This is a genomic window from Pseudomonas sp. S5D5, from assembly GCF_003013355.1.
Classification (GTDB): Bacteria; Pseudomonadota; Gammaproteobacteria; order Pseudomonadales; family Pseudomonadaceae; genus Aquipseudomonas; species Aquipseudomonas aylmerensis.
The window spans coordinates 1590955-1613729 of the sequence record NZ_PTEO01000001.1; the positions used below are offsets into that span (position 1 = coordinate 1590955).

21 protein-coding genes are annotated in these 22775 nt (G+C 61.0%); 14 read left to right on the top strand and 7 right to left on the bottom strand.

Annotated elements, in window-relative coordinates; translation table 11 throughout:
* Positions 1-16: 16 nt before the first annotated feature.
* Together moeB and C9990_RS07665 are read right to left on the bottom strand one after the other, a co-directional pair.
* A complete protein-coding gene (gene moeB, locus C9990_RS07660) occupies positions 17-1879 on the bottom strand; it encodes a molybdopterin-synthase adenylyltransferase MoeB (RefSeq protein ID WP_106802938.1) in 1863 nt (620 codons plus the stop codon).
* A gap of 35 nt (positions 1880-1914) precedes the next feature.
* Positions 1915-2808: a DMT family transporter gene (locus tag C9990_RS07665; RefSeq protein ID WP_162946161.1), complete on the bottom strand. Its 894-nt coding sequence runs from the start codon at positions 2806-2808 to the stop codon at positions 1915-1917.
* 160 nt (positions 2809-2968) lie between these two features.
* Between C9990_RS07665 and C9990_RS07670 the strand changes: the two genes are divergently transcribed.
* The gene (locus C9990_RS07670) at positions 2969-4393 is read left to right on the top strand and encodes a PLP-dependent aminotransferase family protein (protein WP_106802939.1); all 1425 of its coding nucleotides are present in this window, start codon (positions 2969-2971) and stop codon (positions 4391-4393) included.
* A gap of 167 nt (positions 4394-4560) precedes the next feature.
* Here the strand turns inward: C9990_RS07670 and C9990_RS07675 are convergent, their stop codons facing one another.
* Positions 4561-5379, bottom strand: a complete 819-nt coding sequence (locus C9990_RS07675) for a pyruvate, water dikinase regulatory protein (RefSeq protein ID WP_034128357.1) — start codon at positions 5377-5379, stop codon at positions 4561-4563.
* 178 nt (positions 5380-5557) lie between these two features.
* On the opposite strand from C9990_RS07675, the gene ppsA reads away from it, so the two are divergent.
* From ppsA to C9990_RS07715, 8 genes are all read left to right on the top strand, one after another.
* Positions 5558-7933 (top strand): phosphoenolpyruvate synthase, encoded by a 2376-nt coding sequence (gene ppsA, locus C9990_RS07680; protein WP_106802940.1) that lies wholly within the window; start codon positions 5558-5560, stop codon positions 7931-7933.
* A gap of 106 nt (positions 7934-8039) precedes the next feature.
* Positions 8040-9029 carry an alpha/beta fold hydrolase gene (locus C9990_RS07685; protein ID WP_106802941.1) on the top strand — a complete coding sequence of 330 codons (990 nt, stop codon included), beginning with the start codon at positions 8040-8042 and terminating at the stop codon, positions 9027-9029.
* 188 nt (positions 9030-9217) lie between these two features.
* On the top strand, positions 9218-9709 hold the full coding sequence (gene rraA, locus C9990_RS07690; RefSeq protein WP_032887592.1) for a ribonuclease E activity regulator RraA: 492 nt from the start codon (positions 9218-9220) through the stop codon (positions 9707-9709).
* Between the two features lie 25 nt (positions 9710-9734).
* A complete protein-coding gene (locus C9990_RS07695; protein WP_106802942.1) occupies positions 9735-10730 on the top strand; it encodes a zinc transporter ZntB in 996 nt (331 codons plus the stop codon).
* 86 nt (positions 10731-10816) lie between these two features.
* Positions 10817-11062, top strand: coding sequence for a hypothetical protein (locus C9990_RS07700; RefSeq protein ID WP_005790375.1), 246 nt, complete (start codon positions 10817-10819; stop codon positions 11060-11062).
* Positions 11063-11064: 2 nt separating this feature from the next.
* Positions 11065-11889, top strand: a complete 825-nt coding sequence (locus tag C9990_RS07705; RefSeq protein ID WP_003175519.1) for a mechanosensitive ion channel domain-containing protein — start codon at positions 11065-11067, stop codon at positions 11887-11889.
* Between the two features lie 87 nt (positions 11890-11976).
* Positions 11977-12567, top strand: coding sequence for an RNA polymerase sigma factor SigX (gene sigX / locus C9990_RS07710; protein ID WP_003193286.1), 591 nt, complete (start codon positions 11977-11979; stop codon positions 12565-12567).
* 107 nt (positions 12568-12674) lie between these two features.
* Complete coding sequence (locus C9990_RS07715; protein ID WP_015885346.1) at positions 12675-13655, top strand: OmpA family protein; 981 nt, start codon at positions 12675-12677, stop codon at positions 13653-13655.
* A gap of 61 nt (positions 13656-13716) precedes the next feature.
* On the opposite strand, the gene C9990_RS07720 is transcribed toward C9990_RS07715, so the two are convergent.
* The 4 genes from C9990_RS07720 to C9990_RS07735 form a co-directional block, all read right to left on the bottom strand.
* Positions 13717-15387 (bottom strand): bifunctional protein-serine/threonine kinase/phosphatase, encoded by a 1671-nt coding sequence (locus C9990_RS07720; protein WP_106802943.1) that lies wholly within the window; start codon positions 15385-15387, stop codon positions 13717-13719.
* The gene (locus tag C9990_RS07725; RefSeq protein ID WP_106802944.1) at positions 15387-16598 is read right to left on the bottom strand and encodes a NarK/NasA family nitrate transporter; all 1212 of its coding nucleotides are present in this window, start codon (positions 16596-16598) and stop codon (positions 15387-15389) included. Before C9990_RS07725 ends, C9990_RS07720 begins: the two co-directional genes overlap by 1 nt.
* A gap of 211 nt (positions 16599-16809) precedes the next feature.
* Positions 16810-17385 (bottom strand): ANTAR domain-containing response regulator, encoded by a 576-nt coding sequence (locus tag C9990_RS07730; protein WP_065909533.1) that lies wholly within the window; start codon positions 17383-17385, stop codon positions 16810-16812.
* Between the two features lie 13 nt (positions 17386-17398).
* Complete coding sequence (locus C9990_RS07735) at positions 17399-18625, bottom strand: CmpA/NrtA family ABC transporter substrate-binding protein (RefSeq protein ID WP_106802945.1); 1227 nt, start codon at positions 18623-18625, stop codon at positions 17399-17401.
* A gap of 320 nt (positions 18626-18945) precedes the next feature.
* Between C9990_RS07735 and sctC the strand changes: the two genes are divergently transcribed.
* The 5 genes from sctC (at position 18946) to C9990_RS07760 (ending at position 22748) form a co-directional block, all read left to right on the top strand.
* Entirely contained in the window at positions 18946-20340 is a 1395-nt protein-coding gene (gene sctC / locus C9990_RS07740; RefSeq protein ID WP_106805609.1) for a type III secretion system outer membrane ring subunit SctC, read from the top strand.
* A 15-nt stretch (positions 20341-20355) separates the two neighbouring features.
* The gene (locus C9990_RS07745; RefSeq protein ID WP_106802946.1) at positions 20356-20580 is read left to right on the top strand and encodes a FliM/FliN family flagellar motor switch protein; all 225 of its coding nucleotides are present in this window, start codon (positions 20356-20358) and stop codon (positions 20578-20580) included.
* Between the two features lie 155 nt (positions 20581-20735).
* Positions 20736-21155, top strand: coding sequence for a winged helix-turn-helix domain-containing protein (locus C9990_RS07750; protein ID WP_106802947.1), 420 nt, complete (start codon positions 20736-20738; stop codon positions 21153-21155).
* Positions 21148-21609: a transglycosylase SLT domain-containing protein gene (locus C9990_RS07755; RefSeq protein ID WP_065909539.1), complete on the top strand. Its 462-nt coding sequence runs from the start codon at positions 21148-21150 to the stop codon at positions 21607-21609. The genes C9990_RS07750 and C9990_RS07755 overlap by 8 nt, the downstream gene beginning before the upstream one ends.
* An 86-nt stretch (positions 21610-21695) precedes the next feature.
* Complete coding sequence (locus C9990_RS07760; RefSeq protein ID WP_106802948.1) at positions 21696-22748, top strand: quinone-dependent dihydroorotate dehydrogenase; 1053 nt, start codon at positions 21696-21698, stop codon at positions 22746-22748.
* The last annotated feature ends 27 nt before the right edge of the window (positions 22749-22775 follow it).

Consider the following 22775-nt stretch of genomic DNA (forward strand, 5'->3'; position numbering starts at 1 on the left):
AGCCCATGGCCGGAGGTCAGTACAAAGGCATGTCGGGTTCGACGTCGCGAACCCAGTGTTTCATGCCGCCTTGCAAGACTTTGGTGTTGGCGAAACCCGCCGCCAGCAGGGTGCTGGCCGCTTGCTCGGCACGGGTGCCGGCGTAGCAGATCAGGTAGTGGGTATTGTCCCGGCTGAGGCTGTCGAGGTGGCCATCCAGTTCGGCCAGGGGGATATGCACCACCCCCGGTAATTTGCACACCTCCAGTTCGCTGGCATCGCGCACGTCCAGCAGGACGTCGGCGCTGCGGTGGTGTTCGAGCACCTGCTTGAGCACGCGAGGCTTGATGTAGCGCTCTTCGGCCAACGACGGTTGGCTCGGCATGGCGTCGGCACAGACCGCGGGCGCCCGGGTTTCAGTGTGGCGCAGCTCGGAGCAGCAGGGACAGTCGGCGCGGCGCTTGAAACGGATCTCGCTGAACTTCATCGCCAGCGCATCGAAGCGCATCAAGCGGCCGGACAGCGGCTCGCCGATGCCGATGAGCAATTTGATCGCCTCGGTGGCCTGGATCATCCCGACCACCCCCGGCAGCACGCCGATCACCCCGCCGGCGCTGCAGTTGGGGGCCAGTTCCGTCGGGGGGGCGCTGGGGAACAGGCAGCGATAGCACGGCCCACCTTTATAGTTGAGCACGCTGATCTGCCCGTCGAAACGGTAGATAGCACCGTATACGAGCGGCTTGCCCAGTTGCACGCAAGCATCGTTGACCAGGTAGCGAGTGTCGAAATTGTCGGTGCCGTCGATCACCAGGTCATAGGCGCCGACCAGTTCCAGGGCGTTGTCGGCCGTCAAGGCGGTATCGTGGGCGTTGATCTGGATATGACGGTTGAGGTCCTGCAGGCGCTGCCTGGCGGATTCGACCTTGGGCATGCCCAGGGTGCTGTTGCCGTGCACGATCTGGCGTTGCAGGTTGCTGCTTTCCACCACGTCGAAATCCACCAGGCCCAGGGTGCCGACGCCAGCTGCCGCCAGGTACAGGCTGATGGGCGAGCCCAGGCCGCCGGTGCCGATGATCAGCACCTTGGCTTTTTTCAGGTTCAACTGGCCTTCGCGACCGACGCCGGGCAGGGTGATGTGGCGCACGTAACGCTGTACTTCTTCATTACTCAGGGTGTCGACGTCGATGCCGCCGGACGTGGCGAGCAGCACTTCGATCCTGGCCTTCTCCGGCAACCGGTCATCGGCGCCGATCAGTTCTTCCTCGGCGGTAAACAGGAAGTGTTCCTTGAGCTGGTTGTTGGCTTCGTGAAACAGGTGCGGGCGCAGCTGTGGGTGGCTGCTGCAGAGGTTTTCAATGACTTCGCGCAATGTCGATCCGGTGCCCTCGAGGGTCGATTCCGGCAGCTTGGCCACGCGAACCAGAATGTCGGGGAAAGAGACAGCGTTCATGGACAACTCCGTGTGCAGGTCGTTGAAGGGGTGAGGAGCGAAATGCTGGCCGTCCCAGGCAAACAGCTTGGAGCCCAGGGCCTGGCCCTGGCGGACATCGACCACCAGGTAACTGACCGGGTAGATCGGCTCGCCCATGAACAGGGCCTTGTCCTGGTCCTCGTCGCTGAAATAGGCGCCAACGTCCGGATGGGAGTGGTAGATCACCACCACCGGGTTGTCGCTGCGAAACGCTTTGTTCATCAGCAGCGTATCGGCGACTGAAAACGTGTAGCCGTTGGCGGCGCTGCGCGCATACATCTCGGGGTTCCTGCGGTGCAGCTCATTCTGGATATTGCTGCCCAGGTACACGCTGCCATCGGCAAACACGAAGCCACAGCATTCCTCGGGGTAGCTGCGGCTGGCGTGGGCGTAGATCTGTTCGAGGGCAAGGGGGCGGAGGACGTCCATGTTTCTCTCGCGTTGTGGTGGGAGGGCCGGGCCGGTCAATTTTTCTTGGCCAGGAGTTTTTCAATCGGCAATTTGGTGATCGCAAAGCCGGCCAGGAGGATGGCCGAGTACAGCATCAGGTCGCGGGAAATCGCCACGCCTTCGTACCAGGCGCCGATGATCACCGCGAACACCGGGAAAATGATGAACACGAACGACAGAATGATCGGGCTCAAGCGCTTGAGCAGCATGAAATACACGATGAAGCCGCCCACCGACGCCACCAGCCCCAGGTAGAACAGCGCGCTCCAGGAGCGCAGGGTGATGGCATCGAAGGTCGGTGCTTCAAAAAACAGGCCGGCCACGAACAGCATCAACCCGGCGATGCCGATGGGCAGGGTGTTGTAGGTGATCACGCTGATGGCGCTGCCTTTCTGCTTGGTAATGACGTAGCACAAGGCATGCATGATCGCGGCGGTCAGAATTGCCAGCACCCCGAAGAACTCGGCGTGGTCCAGGTGCAGGCCCTGGCTCTTGATAATCATGTAGAGGCTGCCGAAACCGATGCCGATGCCGACGACCTGGGAAAAGTAGATGCGCTCGCGCAGGAACAGCGCCGAGAAAATCAGGATAAACACCGGCATGCAGCTGAACAGCAGGGCGGTGAGGCCCGACGACACGTGCATTTCACCGTAGTTGAGCAGGTAGTACGGCACGCTGAAGTAGGACAGCGTCACGAACACGAAGAACCAGCGGCTCTCGCGGGGAAACAGGATCGGCTCGCGGCGTACCAGGGCAAAACACAGGAACAGCGGGAAGGCGATCAGGAAGCGCAGGCCGGCGGAGGTCAGCGGCGGCACGCTCTCCACGGCAATCTTGATCCCCAGCCAAGTGGTGCCCCAGCTCAGGCACACGATCAGGAACATCACGCTGGTGACCAGTGCGGCCAACCACTGTTTTTGGGTTTTTGTTTTCGCGGTGTTTTCGAGAACGGCGGACATTGGCATCGTTTATTGCTTCCCTGAGCCGAAATTGAACTCTATATTGAGCTTGTAATGAGTTGTAAAATTCGGCGATTGAACCCGTAAAAGCACACTATTAGGGCGAAAGATGGCTGTCAAAACAAATATTGACATGGTGTCAATTATGCGTGAGGGGTTGTCCAACGGGCAGGGCGTGAAGTACAAGCGCCTGTCCGATGTCATGGAACGGGGCATCCTCGAAGGCTTGATTGAACCCGGACGAAAACTGCCGCCCCATCGGGTGCTTTCCGACAATCTCGGGGTGACCATCGGTACCATCAGCCGGGCCTACGGCGAACTGGAACGCCTCGGGCTGGTAGTGGCGCGGGTGGGTGACGGCACATTCGTGCGCAAGCGTGGGATGGAGCGCCAGCGTGATGAAGGCTTTCGCAATTTCAGCGAGGAGCCGCGCCAGTACTTCGACATGAGCCGCAACATGCATATTCCGGGGCAGGAAACCGCCTTCCTGGCCCAGAGCCTCCAAACCCTGTCGACCAATGCCAAGTTCCTCCAGGACATCAGCGCCTATACCCCGGATGCCGGCCTGCCGCGTTATCGCGATGCGGGCGCGCAGTGGTTGGTGCAGCGCGATTTTCACCCGATCCCCGAACAGGTTATCTGCGTCAACGGCGGCCAGCATGGCCTGCTCTGCGCGATGATGGCGCTATTGCGCGCCGGCGACACGGTGGTGACCGAACAACTTACTTACCCAGGGCTGATCACCGCCGCGCGCATGCTCGGCGTGCGCTTGATCGGCCTGGAGATGGATGAGGAAGGTGTGCTGCCGAGCGCGCTGGATGAAGTCTGTCGTAATCACCGGGTGTCGGCGCTGTATTGCACGCCGACCATCCAGAACCCGACCACGGCGGTGTTATCGGTGGCGCGGCGCGAAGCGCTGGTGAAGGTGTGCCGCGAACACAATCTGCTGATCCTCGAGGACGAAGCCCACGGCGTCCTGGTGGAAGACCGGCCGCCACCCCTCAGTCATTTCGCCCCTGAGCGTACGATTTTGATCAGCAGTTTGAGCAAGGCGGTGTCGGCCGGGCTGCGTGTGGGCTATGTGCATGCGCCACCGGCGCTGGTCAGCCGTATCTCGGCGGCGTTGCGTTCCACTTGTTGGATGGCCACGCCGGTGACCCTGGAGCTGGCCACCCAGTGGATCGAGAACGGCACGGCGGAATACCTGCTGCGCCAGCAGATCAATGAGATCAGCCGGCGCAAGGCGTTGGTGCAGGATTTGTTGGCGGGCCTGCAATACCGCACCCACCTGAACAGCCCGCATTTCTGGATCGAAGTGCCGGAGCCGTGGCGCGCGTCGGAAATCGAGGCGGAGCTCAAGCAGAACAACTACCTGATCGCCACCGCCGAGGCCTTTGCCGTGGGACAGACGGCGGTGCCGCAGTTTATCCGCGCGAGCATCTGCAATACGTCGGGGGAGGATCAGCTGTTGCGGGCGGGGTTTGATGCGCTGGCCACCGCGCTGGGGCAGGGCGGCGGGCGCTTTCACCTGTAGATGACGGCGGTCCTTGTGGCGAGCGGGCTTGCCCCGCGTTGGGCTGCCTGGCAGCCCCAAAACCCGTCGCTGAGGACCGTCTGACACTCCGCATTCATCATGATGGGGGCTGCTACGCCGCCCAACGCGGGGCATGCCCGCTCGCCACAGTCAGCGCCTGCCTGTCATTACTTGAAGCGCCGTTCCACGCCCTTCTCCACCAAAATCTTCGCCGAAATCTCTTCCACCGAGAAATGCGTGGAATTGATATGCGCAATGTTCTCGCGGCGGAACAGATTTTCCACTTCGCGCACTTCGAATTCGCACTGGGCATAGCTGGAGTAGCGGCTGTTGGGCTTGCGTTCGTTGCGGATCGCGGTGAGGCGGTCCGGGTCGATGGTCAGGCCAAACAGCTTGTGCGAATGGGCGCGCAGGGCGGTGGGCAACGTCAGGTGCTCCATGTCGTCCTCGGTCAGCGGGTAGTTGGCCGCACGGATGCCGAATTGCATGGCCATGTACAGGCAGGTCGGGGTCTTGCCGCAACGCGACACGCCGACCAGGATCAGGTCGGCCTTGTCGTAGTAGTGCGTGCGGGCGCCGTCGTCGTTGTCGAGGGCGAAGTTCACCGCCTCGATACGCTCCATATAGTTGGAGTTATGCCCGATGGAATGGGACTTTCCGACCGAATAGGAGGAGTGTTCACTCAACTCCTGCTCCAGTGGCGCCAGGAAGGTCGAGAAGATGTCGATCATGAAACCATTGGAGGTTGCGAGGATCTCACGGATGTCTTGATTGACGATGGTGTCGAAAATGATCGGGCGAAAGCCGTCTTTTTCAGCCGCCAGATTGATTTGTTGTACCATGGCCCGCGCTTTATCCACGCTGTCGATGTAGGGCCGCGTGAATTTGGCGAAGGTAATGTTTTCGAACTGCGCGAGCAGGCTTTGACCCAGTGTTTCGGCTGTAATGCCGGTGCCGTCGGAGATAAAGAAAGCAGATCGTTTCATTTGAGCCCTGGGCCTTAAGCTGATGGCGAATCTTGGATATGATAGGCGCGATTTTGCCGTCCCGCAGTGGGCCGCATTCTCACTTATTTTCCAGGTCCAGGCCACAAGCGCTGGCGTTAGCTCCTACTGAGCCGCCGGCGTCCTGAGCTTTTCCAACACAGAAAGTGGAGAGATCACCTTGGTAGAGTACGTAGTTTCCCTCGATAAGCTCGGCGTCCATGATGTAGAGCACGTGGGGGGCAAGAACGCATCCCTCGGCGAGATGATCAGTAATCTTGCAGGCGCTGGTGTGTCGGTGCCCGGTGGTTTCGCCACCACGGCCCAGGCTTACCGCGATTTCCTTGAGCTGAGCGGCCTCAACGCTCAGATCCACGCCGCGCTGGACGCTCTGGACGTCGATGACGTCAACGCCCTGGCCAAGACCGGTGCCCAGATCCGCCAATGGATCATGGATGCCGAGTTCCCCGAGAAGCTCAACGAAGAAATCCGCAGCGCCTTCGCGACGCTCTCGGCCGGCAACCCGGACATGGCGGTTGCCGTGCGCTCCTCGGCCACCGCCGAAGACTTGCCGGACGCCTCCTTCGCCGGCCAGCAGGAAACCTTCCTTAATATCCGTGGCGTGGAAAACGTGATCCGCGCGGCCAAGGAAGTGTTCGCCTCGCTGTTCAACGATCGCGCCATTTCCTACCGCGTGCACCAGGGTTTCGACCACAAGCTGGTGGCCCTGTCTGCCGGCGTGCAGCGCATGGTGCGTTCGGAAACCGGCACCGCCGGCGTGATGTTCACCCTGGACACCGAATCGGGTTTCCGTGACGTGGTGTTCATCACCGGCGCCTACGGCCTGGGCGAAACCGTCGTACAAGGCGCGGTCAACCCCGACGAATTCTACGTACACAAGGGCACCCTCGAAGCGGGTCGCCCGGCCATCCTGCGCCGCAACCTGGGCAGCAAGGCCATCAAGATGATCTACGGCGACGAGGCCAAGGCCGGTCGCTCGGTGAAAACCGTTGAAGTCGACAAGGCCGAGCGCGCGCGCTTCTGCCTGACCGACGCTGAAGTCAGCGAGCTGGCCAAGCAGGCGATGATCATCGAGAAGCACTACAAGTGCCCGATGGACATCGAATGGGCCAAGGACGGTGACGACGGCAAGCTGTACATCGTGCAGGCACGTCCGGAAACCGTGAAAAGCCGCACTTCGGCCAACGTCATGGAACGCTACCTGCTCAAGGAAACCGGCACCGTGCTGGTGGAAGGCCGTGCCATCGGCCAGCGCATCGGCGCCGGCAAGGTGCGGATCATCAAGGACGTGTCCGAGATGGACAAAGTCCAGCCAGGCGACGTGCTGGTTTCCGACATGACCGACCCGGACTGGGAGCCGGTGATGAAGCGTGCCAGCGCCATCGTCACCAACCGTGGCGGGCGTACCTGCCACGCGGCGATCATCGCGCGTGAGCTGGGGATTCCTGCGGTAGTGGGTTGCGGCAACGCGACCCAACTGCTCAAGGACGGCCAGGGCGTGACCGTGTCCTGCGCTGAAGGCGACACCGGTTTCATCTTCGAAGGCGAACTGGGCTTCGACATCAAGCAAAACTCCATCGACGCCATGCCTGACCTGCCGTTCAAGATCATGATGAACGTCGGCAACCCGGACCGCGCCTTCGACTTCGCGCAGTTGCCGAACGCCGGTGTGGGCCTGGCCCGCCTGGAATTCATCATCAACCGCATGATCGGCGTGCACCCCAAGGCCCTGTTGAACTACGACGGCCTGCCGCTGGACATCAAGGAAAGCGTCGACAAGCGCATCGCCGGCTACAACGACCCGGTGGGCTTCTATGTCGAGAAGCTGGTGGAAGGCATCAGCACCCTGGCAGCGGCGTTCTACCCGAAAAAGGTCATCGTGCGGCTGTCGGACTTCAAGTCCAACGAATACGCCAACCTGATCGGCGGCAAGCTCTACGAGCCAGAAGAAGAAAACCCGATGCTGGGCTTCCGTGGCGCCTCGCGTTACATCAGCGAAGCGTTCCGTGACTGCTTCGAACTCGAATGCCGCGCCCTCAAGCGCGTGCGTAACGAGATGGGCCTGACCAACGTCGAGATCATGGTGCCCTTCGTGCGCACCTTGGGCGAGGCGAGTCAGGTGGTGGATCTGCTGGCCGAAAATGGCTTGTCCCGGGGCGAAAACGGCCTGCGCGTCATCATGATGTGCGAATTGCCGTCCAACGCGATCCTGGCCGAGGAGTTCCTGGAATTCTTCGACGGTTTCTCCATCGGTTCCAACGACCTGACCCAGCTGACCCTGGGCCTGGACCGCGACTCCGGGATCATCGCCCACCTGTTCGATGAGCGTAACCCGGCCGTCAAGAAGCTGTTGGCCAACGCCATCCAGGCCTGCAACAAGGCCGGCAAGTACATCGGGATTTGCGGCCAAGGCCCTTCCGATCACCCTGACCTGGCCAAATGGCTGATGGAGCAGGGCATCGAAAGCGTCTCGCTGAACCCCGATTCCGTGCTGGAAACCTGGTTCTTCCTGGCCGAAGGCCAAGCTTCGGCTTAAGGTCGATACGTCAAAAGTGCCGGTCACCCGTCAAGGGTGACCGGCATTCTTATCTGTGCAGGGCGGAACTCCTTCCGGACGCCGCCCTTTTTTGTGCAAGAGCATTATGCAAAGCAGCAGCAATCTGTTTCCCGTCGCCTTGATCAGCGCTGAACGTCGTGGCGACCTGAGTGAAGATGTGTATCGCCTCAAACCCGGCAACAGCCCCGACGGTACCGTCGAGTTGGCCGTTACCCGTTTGGGCTTGGCCGATGTCCCGGAAAACCGGGGCATCCCGGTCATTTTGTTGCATGGCAGTTTTTCCAATCGGCGCTTCTGGTATTCGCCCAAAGGGATCGGCCTGGGGGCTTACCTGGCGCGCCAGGGATTCGACGTGTGGATCCCGGAAATGCGCGGCCATGGGCTGTCGCGGCGCAATCACGACTACGCCAGGAACCGCGTCGCCGATTACGCGCGTTACGATTTGCCGGCGATTGGTGCGTTTGTGCGCGAGCAAAGTGCGCAGATCCCGCATTGGATCGGCCACTCCCTCGGCGGCACGACTCTGGCGGCGGCCCTCGGCGGGCAGCATCTTGGCGCGCCGGCGGTGGCCTCGGTGGCCCTGTTTGGCTGTCAGGTCAGTCGCACCCACTGGCCGTTGAAAATCCCGCCGGTGGAGTGGACCGGCCGTTTGCTGCTCAGGCGTTTTGGTCAACTGTCCGGCTCGCGGCTCAAGCGCGGCCCGGAGGACGAGCCGGCAGGCGTGCTGGTCGAAGCCATGCGTTGGAATGGCCTGTTTGGCCGCTTTGGCGAAGGCAAGCAGGATTGGTGGAAAGGCCTGGCCGACGTTGACGTGCCGCTGCTGGCCGTCAGTGCTGCAGGCGACCACCAGGACCCCGATTGGGCCTGCCGCAAGTTGTTCGAACAAATCGGTTCGCAGCATCGCCAGTACCTGTGCCTGGGGCGTCAGCAAGGTTTTACCGGTGATTTCGGGCATGTGGAGATGCTGGTCAGCAAAGCCGCACAAATAGAAGTGTGGCCGCTGGTGGCGCAATGGCTGAAAGATCCGCTGACACCGTTGTTCGGCGCCCCGGCCGAGGTCGCGGCCAGCGTTTGACGCAACGCTCTGCCAAGGGCGTTTCACTCGTGTGTGGTTGCGGCTAAGATATGACGCGGTAAACGCTTCTGGTCATATTCAGTCGCGCAGTGGCTATTGCGTTGCGGCCAGGCGGATGGGATGTTTCGCACCTGCTTCGGCCCGTGCTTCTTTCGAAAGACACTTCTTTGACGGAAAGGAATTTTTCAATGAACCATTACGTGACCCCCGACTTGTGCGACGCCTACCCGGACCTGGTGCAGGTGGTCGAGCCGATGTTCAGCAATTTCGGCGGCCGAGACTCTTTCGGTGGCGAGATTGTCACCATCAAGTGCTTCGAAGATAACTCCCTCGTCAAGGAGCAGGCCGACCAGCCGGGCGCTGGCAAGGTGCTGGTGGTGGACGGCGGCGGTTCCCTGCGCCGCGCGCTGCTGGGCGACATGATCGCCGAAAAAGCCGCGAAAAACGGTTGGGAAGGGCTGGTGATCTACGGCTGCATCCGTGACGTCGACGTTATCGCCCAGACCGACCTGGGGGTACAGGCCCTGGCCAGCCATCCGATGAAGACCGACAAGCGCGGCATCGGCGACTTGAACGTGGTGGTCACCTTTGCCGGTGTGACGTTCCGCCCGGGCGAGTACATCTATGCGGACAACAATGGTGTGATCGTCTCGCCAAGCCCGCTGAAAATGCCTGAATAAACCGCAATAGACGACAGGGGTAAGGATGTTCGAGGAAGAAAACGCGCAGTGGGGGCTGGTGCATGCCCTGGTGCTGGACGGTAAAGGCGGTGCGCGTTCGATTGCCCGGACTGAGCTCGACGACTTGCAACTGCAGCCCCAGGAAAGCCTGTGGCTGCACTGGGACCGCAGTCACCCGCAAACCCAGACCTGGCTGCGCAAATCCAGCGGCTTGAGCGAGTTTGCCTGTGACCTGTTGTTGGAGGAGAACACCCGCCCGCGCCTGTTGCCGCTGCCGGACTCGGAATTGCTGCTGTTCCTGCGCGGGATCAACCTCAACCCGGGGGCTGAGCCAGAAGACATGGTGTCGGTGCGCATCTTTGCGGCCGCCAGTCGGGTGATTTCGTTGCGTTTGCGCCCGCTGCGCGCCACTGACGAACTGCTGGTGCAGTTGGGGGATGGCAAGGGGCCGAAAACCGCGTCGGAACTCATCCTTTATATGGCGCAGTACCTGACAAACAAGGTCCAGGATCTGGTCACGGACTTGTCGGAAATCGTCGATGCCGAGGAAGAAAAACTCGATACCGACGAACGGTACACGCCGGAGCATGGCAGCGTCTTGCAGATCCGCCGCCGAGCGGCCGGGCTCAAGCGATTCCTGTCGCCGCAGCGGGAAATTTTTGCCCAGCTTACGCGGATCAGGTTGCCGTGGTTTTGTGATGACGATGCCGACTACTGGAACGAATTGAACAACAGCCTGACCCGCTACCTGGAAGAGCTCGAATTGACCCGGGAGCGCGTGGGGCTTGTGCTTGAGACCGAAGACCGGCGCTTGAGCGTACGCATGAACCGCACCATGTATCGCTTCGGAATCATCACCGGGATCTTCCTGCCGATGAGTTTCCTGACCGGTTTGTTGGGTATAAATGTTGGCGGGATACCGTTCTCCGCCAGCCCCTATGGATTCGTGATTGCGTGCCTGTTGATGGTGTCGGTCGCGCTCGGACAATGGTGGCTATTTCGACGATTGCGCTGGGTTTGAGCTGAATATGACCTGAACGTAGGAAGGGTCCTATGTGACCCCAAGAATTTTACCCTCGTCTTTTAAAACACTTGCGAGAGGTCTTTATGCACGATCCGTTCGAACAGTCTTTGCGTGACATGCTCAATGCGTCGCCGTCCAACCGTGACGACGACGCCTGCCTGGGCCGCGTGTTGAAAACCGCCAACCGTCAGGTGGGGGCGGGGGACTTGTTCGGTCTGCTCGGCCGTTGGCTGCCGGCGTTGATGATGGCCCTGAACAACGGTTCGGCCCACGTATCACCGGTTTCCCGTCGTAAACCTCTTGCTCGCACTGCTGATAAGGCTGATTGAATATGGAACTTGATCTCTGGACCCAGAGCCTGGTCACCGCGATGACCGCATTGTGGACCAAGGTGGCGAATTTCATTCCCAACCTGTTTGGTGCCCTGGTCCTGGTATTGCTGGGCTTTGTCGTGGCCAAGCTGCTCGACACCCTGCTGTCCAAATTGCTTGCGAAATTGGGCCTGGATCGCTTGATGGCAGGCACGGGCCTGACCAAGCTGTTGGGCCGTGCCGGGCTGCAGGTGCCGATCTCTACCCTGATCGGCAAGATCGTCTATTGGTTCGTTTTGCTGATTTTTCTGGTTTCCGCGGCCCAATCACTTGGACTTGAGCGAGTTTCAGCTACGCTCGACATGCTGGCGCTGTATTTGCCGAAGGTTTTTGGCGGCGCGCTGGTACTGCTGGTAGGTGTTTTGCTGGCGCAACTGGCCAATGGGCTGGTGCGCGGCGCCGCCGAAGGCGTGGGGTTGGACTATGCTGCTGGCCTGGGGCGTATCGCCCAGGGGCTGGTGATCATCATCAGTATTTCGGTCGCGATCAGCCAGTTGGAGGTCAAGACTGACCTGCTCAACCACGTGATTGTGATTGTTTTGATTACCGTTGGTCTGGCCGTTGCGCTGGCCATGGGGTTGGGAAGCCGGGAAATTGCCGGGCAGATTCTTGCGGGAATCTATGTGCGTGAGTTGTATCAGGTAGGGCAACAGGTGCGTGTAGGCGAGGTCGAAGGGCAAATCGAGGAGATCGGCACAGTCAAGACAACAGTGCTGACCGATGACGGCGACCTGGTGTCGCTGTCCAATCGGATTCTCCTGGAGCAGCAGGTCAGTAGCCGCTAATCCGGCAAACCCTGCTAATGTACGCCGCCGCAAACCCGGCTGACCGGGCTGTGGCGGACATTGACCTGACTGTCGGCACGACTTGTTTTGAATAAAGCCCAAACGCTGTCCACGCGCTATGACCCCCGTGAGCTCTCTGATGAGGAGTTGGTCGCGCGCTCGCACACGGAGCTGTTTCACGTAACTCGCGCGTACGAAGAATTGATGCGCAGATATCAACGCACTTTGTTCAACGTTTGTTCAAGGTATTTAGGGAACGATAGAGATGCGGATGATGTCTGTCAGGAAGTGATGCTCAAGGTGCTGTACGGCCTGAAGAACTTCGAGGGCAAATCGAAGTTCAAGACATGGCTATACAGCATCACGTACAACGAGTGCATCACGCAGTATCGGAAGGAACGGCGAAAGCGTCGCTTGATGGACGCCTTGAGTCTGGACCCCCTTGAGGAAGCGTCTGAAGAAAAGGCGCCGGCACCCGAGGAGAAGGGCGGGCTCGATCGCTGGTTGGTGCATGTGAACCCGATTGACCGTGAAATTCTGGTGCTACGATTTGTCGCAGAGCTTGAATTTCAGGAAATCGCCGACATCATGCACATGGGTTTGAGTGCTACAAAAATGCGTTACAAACGTGCTCTAGATAAATTACGTGAGAAATTTGCGGGCGAGACTGAAACTTAGTGCGTGGCAAATATCTCTTACGTGTAGGCAAGTTCTGTTAGACTTGTCGCCGAGTTGTCCCCCGGTTTGTGGGACTGCTTTACAATCACCAGATGGGGATTTAACGGATGAAACTGAAAAACACCTTGGGCTTGGCCATTGGTTCTCTTATTGCCGCTACTTCTTTCGGCGTTCTGGCACAAGGCCAAGGCGCAGTTGAAGGCGAGCTGTTCTACAAGAAGCAGTACAACGATAGCGTCAAGCACATCGAAGACGGCTTCAATCCTGGCGCTCGCATCGGTTACTTCCTGACCGACGACCTGTCCTTGAACCTGTCCTACGACAAGACCAACCACACCCGTTCGAACGACGGTACTGGTAACCAGAAGATCAAAGGCGATACCGGCAGCCTGGTTGCCCAGTATCACTTCGGTCAAGCTGGCGTAGACAGCCTGCGTCCATACGTAGAAGGCGGTTTCGGTCACCAGAGCCGTACCAACGTTCAGGCTGACGGCCACAGCGGTCGCGACCAGACTACCTTCGCTACCGTTGGTACTGGCGTGAAGTACTACTTCACCAACAACCTGTACGCTCGTGCCGGTGTTGAAGCTGACTACGGTCTGGACAACGGCAAGTGGGACTACTCCGCACTGGTTGGCCTGGGCGTAAACTTCGGCGGTAACGCTGGCGCAGCCGCTCCAGCTCCTACCCCAGCTCCAGCTCCAGAGCCAACTCCAGAGCCAGAAGCTCCAGTTGCTCAGGTTGTTCGTGTTGAGCTGGACGTGAAGTTCGACTTCGACAAGTCCGTTGTTAAGCCTAACAGCTACGGCGACGTGAAAAACCTGGCCGACTTCATGGCTCAGTACCCAGCTACCAACGTAGAAGTTGCTGGTCACACTGACTCCGTAGGTCCAGACGCCTACAACCAGAAGCTGTCCCAGCGTCGTGCTGACGCTGTTAAGCAAGTCCTGGTTAAAGACGGCGTGGCTCCTAGCCGCATCACCGCAGTAGGTTACGGCGAATCCCGCCCAGTTGCTGACAACGCAACTGAAGCTGGTCGTGCTGTTAACCGTCGCGTAGAAGCGTCGGTTGAAGCTCAAGCTCAGTAATTACTGAGTGGTAGAAAAAAGCCCGGCTTAGGCCGGGCTTTTTTTCGCCTGCGATTTGGCATCAGCCGTGAAAAAGTCCATACAGCAGCACCAGGTTGATCAGCAGCGACAGCAGCGCCAACGTCCGCCAGACCTTCAGCGGCTCTCGCTCCAACAGCGGCCTGGGGCGAACACTCAGCTCGCGACGATCGGCCTGTTCCAGCGTCAACAACCATTCCTCGGCGGTTTCATAACGTTGCGCAGGCTGGGCGGCCACGGCTCGCTCCAGGCTGAGGGGTAGCCAGTCCGGCAGATCGGGGCGATAGCGGCTGGCGCTGACGGCCTGATTGAATCGGGGTCTTTGGAAGGCTTCGATTTCACCGTAGGGATAATGCCCGGTCAGCAGGTAATACAGGCACACACCGACGCTGTATAAATCCTGTTGAGCCGTAGGGCGCTCACCATTGAATGCCTCGGGGGCGATGAAACTCGGGGTGCCTGGCAGTGCGTGAGCACGATCTTCCGAGAGTCCCGGGCAGTAGGCCAGGCCGAAATCCAGCACGCGCAGCTCACCGTCGTCGCCCAGCAGCAGGTTTTCCGGCTTGATGTCGCGGTGCAGGATCTGTCGCCGGTGCAGCATGCCTACCGCGCGCAGCAAGCGTTCGGCCACCGATTGCCACTGCGCCAACGGCAATGGACCATGTTGCTTGAACAGTTCGGCCAGGGTGTGTCCCGGGTATTCGCGCATGACGTAATACAGATGCTGACGCGCGCTGGCGGTGTGCACTTCAGGAAATGCGCGACCGGCCACGCGGCGCAAAAACCACTCCTCGGATAACAGTGCCTGTCCGGCGTCGTGGTCATCGTCGCGATTCAGCGGCAGGGTTTTCAGCAGCCAGGGTTGCTGCTGCGCATCGCGCACACGGTACAGCACGGATTGTCGGCTGTGCGCGAGCACGCTTTCCACTTGCCAGCCCTCGAACTGCTGCCCGGCTTTCAAGGGCGGGGGCAGTGGCCATTGCTGCAACTGCACCAGCGCATCGCCGAGGGTGGCTGCGCCGAGGGTGTCGATGCGCACCAGCAGGGCGCTGGCATTGTCCTGGCTGCCTGCCAGGTGCGCAGTATTCACCAGCGTGTTGACCGCCCAGTCCAGGTCGGTTTGTTCGCGCAGGATCGCACGGATGCTGTGATCGCCCAGGGTTGCCCATACGCCGTCGCTGAGCAGCACAAAGCACTCGCCTTCGCGCAATTGGCCGTCCAGGAAGTCCACCACCAGGTGTTGATCCAGGCCCAGCGCACGTTTGAGCACATGCTGCATACCCGGCTGCTCCCAGACGTGGTCTTCGCTGATGCGCTGCAACTCGCCGTCCAGCCAGCGGTACACCCGGCAATCGCCGACATGGGCGAGGGTAAAACGTTGCCCGCGAAACACCAGGGCGCTGAGGGTCGTGAGCAAGGGCTGGCCACCGCCATTGGCCTGTAGCCAGCGGTTCTGCGCCAACAGTAAGCGCTCCAGAGACTGAGCCACGCCCCAGGTCGGCGGCGTGGCGTAGTAGTCCAGGGCCAGGGCCTGCACGGTCGAGCGCGCGGCCAGGCCGCCATCGGCGCACTGGCTCACCCCGTCGGCGATGGCACACAGGTAGCCTTTGCTCGCCGCCAGTTCCGCCACGGGGGTGACGACGCGCAGGGCGTCCTGGTTTTCCGCCCTAGGGCCGATGACGCTGGCGTGGGCGACGCTCAGTCGCAGGCTCATCAGACGCGTGCGGCGGTCACGGCGGCCGAACCCCAGGTGGTTCTCCAGCGCCGCTTGACGCCGTGCAGGCCGAACCAGGCCAGTACACCCAGGCTGGCGAACAACCACAAGGCCATCTGATAGCTGCCGGTGCCTTGCTTGATTGCACCCATGCCCGCTGCCAGGGCGAAACCGCCGATGCCGCCGGCCATGCCGATCAGGCCGGTCATCACGCCGATTTCGCGCCGGAAACGTTGCGGCACCAGTTGGAATACCGCGCCATTTCCGGCGCCCAGTCCAAGCATGGTGCAGACAAACAAGGCGAGCGCCGCGTAGGAACTGGGCAAGTTGAAGCCGACCGCCGCGATGCAGATCGCCGCCACGCTGTACATGCCCAGCAAGGTGCGGATTCCGCCGAAGCGATCCGCCAGGGCGCCGCCCAACGGGCGCATCAGGCTGCCGCCGAACACGCAGGCCGCGGTGTAGTAGCCGGCCGTTACCGGGCTCAGGCCATACTGGTCGTTGAAGTAGCCGGGCAGGGCGCTGGCCAGGCCGATGAAGCCGCCAAAGGTCACGCTGTAGAAGAACATGAACCACCAGCTGTCGCGGTCGCCAAGTGCCTTGAAATAGTCAGCCATGGATTTGGCTTGCGGCCGCTGCGGCGCATTGCGCGCCAGCCAGGCGAAGACCACCAGGGTCAGCACCAGTGGAATCAAGGCAAAACCGAACACGTTGCTCCAGCCAAACGCAGCTGCCAGCACCGGGGCGAGCAGGGCGGCGAACACCGTGCCCGAGTTGCCGGCACCGGCAATGCCCATGGCCTTGCCCTGGTGTTCAGCCGGATACCACTGCGACGCCAACGGCAGCGCCACGGCGAACGATGCGCCAGCCATGCCGAGGAACACCCCAAGCAGCAACGCTTGCTCGTAACTGTGGATGCCGAGTTTCCAGGCGCCAAACAACGCGGCAATCACAATCACCTGGCCGATCAGTCCGGCGGTCTTGGGCGACAGCTTGTCGGCCAGCATGCCCATCAGGAAGCGCAGTACTGCACCCGCGAGGATCGGAGTCGCGACGACCAGGCCGCGTTGTTGAGTGGTCAGGTGCAGGTCGGCTGCAATTTGCACCGCCAGTGGACCCAGGAGGTACCAGACCATGAAGCTCAGGTCGAAATACAGGAACGCGGCAAACAGGGTCGGGGTGTGCCCGGATTTCCAGAAGCTTGATTTCATCACGCACCTCAACGGTTGGGAGTCTTGTAAAAAGGCCTGGTGATGGAACAGCCGGCTAAGGCCGCCCCACCTTGCCCCGGAAAAGGGGGACAAAACGAAAAAACGCCGCCACCGGGTTCGCGAGGGCAAACCGGGTGTGCGACGTCTTTGTCGTGGAGGGGCAACCGCCGTTGGCTACCTGTGATGATTCTTTAGCAAGAGCTGCGCCACATCAGCCGAGCAGCTCGTTCATGGCGATAATCTGCTCTGCCACCTGAATCAGCTTCTGCTGGCGGCTCATGGCCTGGCGGCGCATCAAGGTGTAGGCCTCTTCTTCATTGCACGCCTTCATTTTCATCAGCATGCCCTTGGCCAGCTCGATGCGCTTGCGCTCGGCCAACTGCTGGTCACGCGCCTGCAGCTGGGCGCGCAAGGCCTGGTCGCTTTCGAAACGCGCCATGGCCACGTCGAGGATCGGTTGCAGGCGCTGGGCCTGGATACCTTCGACGATGTAGGCGCTGACCCCGGACTTGATCGCCTGGCGCATCACATTCGGGTCGTGCTCGTCGGTGAACATCACGATCGGCCTGGGCTGGTCGCGACTGACCAGCACCACTTGCTCCATCACATCGCGGCCCGGCGACTCGGTATCGATCAGGATCACGTCCGGGCGCACCGTTTCGACGCGCGCCGGCAGGTCGATGGTCAGGCCGGACTCATCGATCACCTCAAAACCGGCCTCGATCAGCGCCGCCCTGAGGCGGCCGACCTTGCGCGGGGTGTCGTTGATCAACAGGATTCGCAGCATTGGGGGCCTCCTCTCAGCGCAAGGCATGGCGGCTGGCATGATCAGCCATGGCGTGCAGGCGGAAGCTGCGCGCGTAGCCCGCGGGGTCGGAGCCGTCCCAGATTTTGCCGTCGATCAGTTGGCTGCTGCGCATGTCCTGGCCGTTATCAGTGATACCCAAGGCATCGGCGGCCTGGCGATACAGCGCCAGTTGTTGCACCTGGCGGGCCACGCCCAGGTAGTCGGGATCTTCGCGTAGCAGGCCCCAGCGCCGGAACTGGGTCATGAACCACATGCCATCGCAGAGGTAGGGCAGGTTGACCTCGCCACCGGCAAAAAAACGCAGGGCGTGGGGGTCTTGCCACTGGTTGCCCAGGCCGTCGTCATAAGCGCCCAGCAGGCGCGGTTCGATGCAGTCGAGTGGCGCATCGAGGTACTCGCGGCCGCTGAGCAACTGCGCGGTGGAGCGGCGGTTTTCATTGTTCTGCTCGATAAAGCGGCTGGCCTCCAGGATCGCCATCACCAACACGCGGGCGGTGTTGGGGTATTGATCGACAAAGGCCTGGGTGCAGCCGAGGACCTTTTCCGGATGGTTCGGCCAGATCGCCTGGGTGGTCGCCAGGGTGAACCCCTGGTTCTGCTTGACCGCGCTGGCGCACCAGGGCTCGCCGACGCAGAAGCCGTCGATGCGTCCCGCCTGCAGGTGCGCAACCATTTGCGGGGGAGGAACCACGACGCTGTCCACATCCTGCAATGGATGAATGCCCTGGCTTGCCAGCCAGTAATACAGCCACATGGCGTGGGTGCCGGTAGGAAAGGTCTGGGCGAAGGTGAGTTTTGTTCGGCTTTGGTGCACGTGGCGGTCGAGCGCTTCAGGAGTGATCACGCCTTGCTGCTGCAAGCCGTGGGACAGGTTGATGCTCTGGCCGTTCTGGTTGAGCCCCATCAGCACCGCCATGTCGGTGGGCGCGACGCCGCCGATGCCCAGGTGCACTGCATAGATCAGCCCATAAAGGCTGTGGGCGGCATCCAGTTCACCGCTGACCAGTTTGTCGCGCAGGTTGGCCCACGAGCTTTGGCGCTTGAGGTTCAGGGTCAGTCCGTAAGGTTGAGCGAAGCCCTGGGTGGCAGCCACCACCAGCGATGCGCAATCGCTCAAGGCCATGAAGCCCAGGTCGAGGCTGCTTTTCTCCGGGGCATCGCTGCCGTTGACCCAGGCCAGCGGGTCGCTCGCCGGGCTGCTGCCTACCGAATCGTTCATCAACACCTACCTTTTCGTTCACAAAAAAGCGCCGTTCCCTCAGATGGCGCTGCAAGCCATTGCGGGTAACGACGCCTTTGTCCGTAAGCGCACTCCACCATTGGTGTGCGCTCTGATACAGAGTTCCAAGCAAGGCACATGCCACGGGCTGGCAGGCGCAGTCTGCCGTCAACTTTCCATCAAGATTGAAACCGGCCTGGCTTTCAGTATGGCCGCAATCTCAATGCCAGGCCCACCCAGGAACCCCCACGGTGCACGCTGACTTTCCCGCAACGATCCCACGCCTACGGTGTTGCCGCTGGCTCCTGTTGGCCGCACTGATGCTGGCCAATGTGGTTGCCTGGGGCGAGCACTACCAGGCGCAGGATGACAGCCTGCATACCGTGTTTACCGCGCTGTCGTTGCCTTTGGGCCTGCCCATCGTCGTCAGCCGCGAGGTCGCGCGCAAACGTTTCAGCGGGGTGCTCGACCTCGATGCACCCCAGCAGACCCTGGAGGCGCTTGCGTTGCAGCAGGGGCTGATCTGGTACAGCGACGGGCAAGTGCTGTACGTCTATGACGCTGGCGAGGCCAAAAGCTCCGCGGTGACGTTACGGCACATTTCCATCGACAGGCTGCGCGCCCTGATGCGCCGCTCGGGTCTCGACGAGTCACGCTATCCGCTGCGCGCGAGTGGTGGGCGGACATTCTATGTGTCCGGACCACCGAGCTATGTCGACCAGGTGCTGCACCTGGCCCGGATGATGGATCGGCAAAGGGCTGACCTGCGTGTGGGGACCCAGGCATTCGGCGTGGTCCAGGTGCTCAACAGTGCGGTGGCGGACCGGCAGTACGGCTCCAGCGACCGGCCCGTCACCGTGCCGGGGATGGCGTCGATGATCGAGTCCGTGCTGTCCAGTGAACTGAAGGGGGCACTGGCAGACAAGAGCCTTGCCGTCATCGCGTACCCGGATACCAACAGCCTGCTGATCAAGGGCAAGCCTGCGCAGGTGAGCTTCATCCAGGCACTGGTGGCGGAACTGGACCTGCCCAAGCGGTCGATCGAGGTTTCGCTGTGGCTGGTGGACGTCGACCAGGATGAATTGAAAAAGCTCGGCCTGGCCGGGGATGACAACGCCAGGCCAATGACCACTCAACTCCTGAAGCCCTCGGATGATAACCGCTTGATGGCGCACATCGCGGCGCTGGAGCGTAAACGGCGGGCGAGGGTGGTGACGTTGCCGGTGATGATGACCCAGGAGAATGTGCCGGCAGTGTTCCAGGACAACTACACGTTCTACCTGCCGGCCCCCGGTGAGGAAGAGGCGAGCTGGAAACCGGTGCGTTACGCCACCCAGGTCAGTGTCTTGCCACGTTTTGCCGAGGCCAACCAGATCGAGATGCTCATCGACATTGAGGACGGCCGCCCGATGACCCAAGCCGGACGGCACGCCAGGCCCACTGCGGTCGGGCAAGTGGGCGTGGGCAGTGTGGTGCGTGTCGAGCCAGGCAAACGGTTGTGGCTGGGCGTGTTTCGCCGCGATACCGGGGAGCAGCGGCGTGGTACGGGGCCGATGCGCAGGGCCGAAGTACGCCTGTTTGTCATTCAGGCGCAGGCCGTGGGCAGCGAGGTGAAGACGCTGGCAGGGGGTGTCGGGCCACCTCCGTTGACAGCGTCGCAATACGAGCGAGTGCAACGTGCTTTTGTGCGCCCGGGTCGTGATATCTCACCATGAATAAGGCGTTACCCCATGCATCTGGAAATCCTACTGCAGGAACAACTGATCAGCCGCAGGCGCCTGGCAGCGTTCGCCCCAGGGAAGGTGTTGCCCTTGGCGCCCGAGATCATTCACTGCGTGGAAGTACGGGTTAACGGCCAGTTACTGGCCTTGGGCGAATTGGTGCAATTGGAGGACAGGTTAGGGGTGGAGCTGCATGAGGTGTACCAGGAATGGGCGCCTGGTTGGGCTGGATAGAGAAATGTCTGACGTGGAGGTTACGAAAGTCGCGGAATGTACGGGCTTTTTCCTAGCGTTAGCCATGAGGCAGGTTTTTATAGTCGTGCCGTGGGCGTAGGCGCCATTACTCGAAATAGGGACTTGAATGTCAGCTGTTGAATGCCGAGGTAGGTATGGCCGTCGTGGGTAATCAATTGACGAGGACTCCCCTGGTTTTCGCTCAATGGACCCTGCACGGCGATGGTCGTCTGACTGGCGAGCACGCGGATGTTCAGTTGCCGCCAAAGGAGTGGCACGTTTTGCGCCTGCTGCTGGCTTCCGGCGGCGTGTTGATGACCAAGGATCGCTTGTTGGAACTGGCATGGCCCCAGGGAGAGGTGGCCGAGGAGTCGCTGACCCGCTGCATTTATTCACTGCGCAAATACCTGGGGACCGACAAGGGGTTCATCAAGACGATCTACGGTCGCGGGTACCGCTTCACCTGTCCGGTCAGGCTTGAGGCGCAAGCTCCAGGCGGGATGGAGCAGGTGTGCTCGGCCTGCGGTCAAGTCAGCCCTGTGCAGTCAGGGCATGAGCGGATAAAACATGCTTAGGTTGTGCATCAAGGGCTTGCTGCTCGGCCTGTTGATGAGCAGCCATCGGGCCCTCGCCTATTGCTGGGAAGAAACGGCCAGTCGTTATGGTATCGAGCCGGAATTGCTGCAGGCTATCGCCGACGTGGAATCGGGTTACCGTGCGGACGTGATCAGCCCTGCCAACCGTAATGGCACTCGGGATATCGGGCTGATGCAGATCAACAGCATCCATTTGCCTCGCTTGCTCAAACAGGGGATTACCGAGGAGCGCTTGTTGAGTGAGCCATGCCTGTCAGTCGAGGTGGGGGCTTCGATTCTTGCCGAGTTCATCCAGCGCTTTGGCTACAACTGGACAGCCGTGGGTTCCTACAATGTGGGACCCGGGCCCGGGCCGCAGCGCGAGGCATTGCGCCTGCGCTATGCGGAAAAAATCTGGACGCGTTATGAAGCCCTGGTCACGCAGCGCTATTGATGTTTGGGCGGCATGCCTCGCGCGTAGCCCGTCAGCCCGGCTATAATCGGCGCCACCTTTCGCCGCCATCCGAGTCTAGCCCGCCCATGTATACCCTGGCCCGCCAGCTGTTGTTCAAACTCTCCCCGGAAACCTCCCACGATCTGTCGCTGGACTTGATCGGTGCCGGTGGGCGTCTTGGGCTCAATGGCCTGGTATGCAAGGCTCCGGCGAAAATGCCGGTCTCGGTGATGGGCCTGGAGTTCCCCAACCCGGTCGGCTTGGCTGCTGGCCTGGACAAGAACGGCGCCGCTATCGATGGCTTTGCGCAGTTGGGTTTCGGCTTTGTCGAAATCGGCACTGTGACCCCACGGCCTCAGCCAGGTAACCCCAAGCCCCGAATTTTCCGCCTGCCGGAAGCCGAGGCGATCATCAACCGCATGGGCTTCAACAACCTCGGTGTCGATCATCTGCTGTCGCGAGTTCAAGCGGCGAAGTACAAGGGCATCCTGGGGATCAATATCGGCAAGAACTTCGATACCCCGGTAGAACGCGCGGTCGATGATTACCTGATCTGCCTGGACAAGGTCTACGCCCACGCCAGCTATGTCACCGTCAACGTCAGTTCGCCCAACACCCCGGGCCTGCGCAGCCTGCAGTTCGGCGACTCGCTCAAGCAATTGCTCGAAGCCCTGCGTCAGCGCCAGGAAGACCTGGCCGTGCGTCATGGCAAGCGCGTGCCGTTGGCAATCAAGATTGCCCCGGACATGAGCGATGAAGAAACCGTGCTGGTGGCCCAGGCCCTGGTTGATTCAGGCATGGACGCGGTAATCGCGACCAACACCACCTTGAGCCGTGTCGGTGTCGAAGGCCTGGCCGATGGGGATGAGGCGGGCGGCTTGTCGGGCGCGCCGGTGCGTGACAAGAGCACGCACATCGTCAAGGTGCTGGCTGCCGAGCTGGCAGGGCGGCTGCCGATCATCGCGGTAGGCGGTATTACCGAAGGCAAACACGCGGCCGAGAAAATCGCCGCTGGCGCAAGCCTGGTGCAACTCTACTCGGGCTTCATCTATAAAGGCCCGGCGCTGATCCGTGAGTCGGTGGACGCCATTGTGGCGAGCGGGCTTGCCCCGCGTTGGGCTGCGCAGCAGCCCCAATAAGCCCAGAGATGCAGCGCCCGGTGTCCG

Excerpts from the sequence above, each read along its gene's own strand:
- rraA (WP_032887592.1), top strand. The coding sequence starts at position 9,218 with ATGAACCATTACGTGACCCCCGACTTGTGCGACGCCTACCCGGACCTG.
- C9990_RS07675 (WP_034128357.1), bottom strand. The coding sequence starts at position 5,379 with ATGAAACGATCTGCTTTCTTTATCTCCGACGGCACCGGCATTACAGCC.
- C9990_RS07670 (WP_106802939.1), top strand. The coding sequence starts at position 2,969 with ATGGCTGTCAAAACAAATATTGACATGGTGTCAATTATGCGTGAGGGG.
- C9990_RS07715 (WP_015885346.1), top strand. The coding sequence starts at position 12,675 with ATGAAACTGAAAAACACCTTGGGCTTGGCCATTGGTTCTCTTATTGCC.
- C9990_RS07745 (WP_106802946.1), top strand. The coding sequence starts at position 20,356 with ATGCATCTGGAAATCCTACTGCAGGAACAACTGATCAGCCGCAGGCGC.
- C9990_RS07720 (WP_106802943.1), bottom strand. The coding sequence starts at position 15,387 with ATGAGCCTGCGACTGAGCGTCGCCCACGCCAGCGTCATCGGCCCTAGG.
- C9990_RS07760 (WP_106802948.1), top strand. The coding sequence starts at position 21,696 with ATGTATACCCTGGCCCGCCAGCTGTTGTTCAAACTCTCCCCGGAAACC.
- C9990_RS07750 (WP_106802947.1), top strand. The coding sequence starts at position 20,736 with ATGGCCGTCGTGGGTAATCAATTGACGAGGACTCCCCTGGTTTTCGCT.
- C9990_RS07735 (WP_106802945.1), bottom strand. The coding sequence starts at position 18,625 with ATGAACGATTCGGTAGGCAGCAGCCCGGCGAGCGACCCGCTGGCCTGG.
- C9990_RS07685 (WP_106802941.1), top strand. The coding sequence starts at position 8,040 with ATGCAAAGCAGCAGCAATCTGTTTCCCGTCGCCTTGATCAGCGCTGAA.
- C9990_RS07705 (WP_003175519.1), top strand. The coding sequence starts at position 11,065 with ATGGAACTTGATCTCTGGACCCAGAGCCTGGTCACCGCGATGACCGCA.
- C9990_RS07695 (WP_106802942.1), top strand. The coding sequence starts at position 9,735 with ATGTTCGAGGAAGAAAACGCGCAGTGGGGGCTGGTGCATGCCCTGGTG.
- sctC (WP_106805609.1), top strand. The coding sequence starts at position 18,946 with ATGCTGGCCAATGTGGTTGCCTGGGGCGAGCACTACCAGGCGCAGGAT.
- C9990_RS07730 (WP_065909533.1), bottom strand. The coding sequence starts at position 17,385 with ATGCTGCGAATCCTGTTGATCAACGACACCCCGCGCAAGGTCGGCCGC.
- C9990_RS07755 (WP_065909539.1), top strand. The coding sequence starts at position 21,148 with ATGCTTAGGTTGTGCATCAAGGGCTTGCTGCTCGGCCTGTTGATGAGC.
- C9990_RS07700 (WP_005790375.1), top strand. The coding sequence starts at position 10,817 with ATGCACGATCCGTTCGAACAGTCTTTGCGTGACATGCTCAATGCGTCG.
- C9990_RS07725 (WP_106802944.1), bottom strand. The coding sequence starts at position 16,598 with ATGAAATCAAGCTTCTGGAAATCCGGGCACACCCCGACCCTGTTTGCC.
- moeB (WP_106802938.1), bottom strand. The coding sequence starts at position 1,879 with ATGGACGTCCTCCGCCCCCTTGCCCTCGAACAGATCTACGCCCACGCC.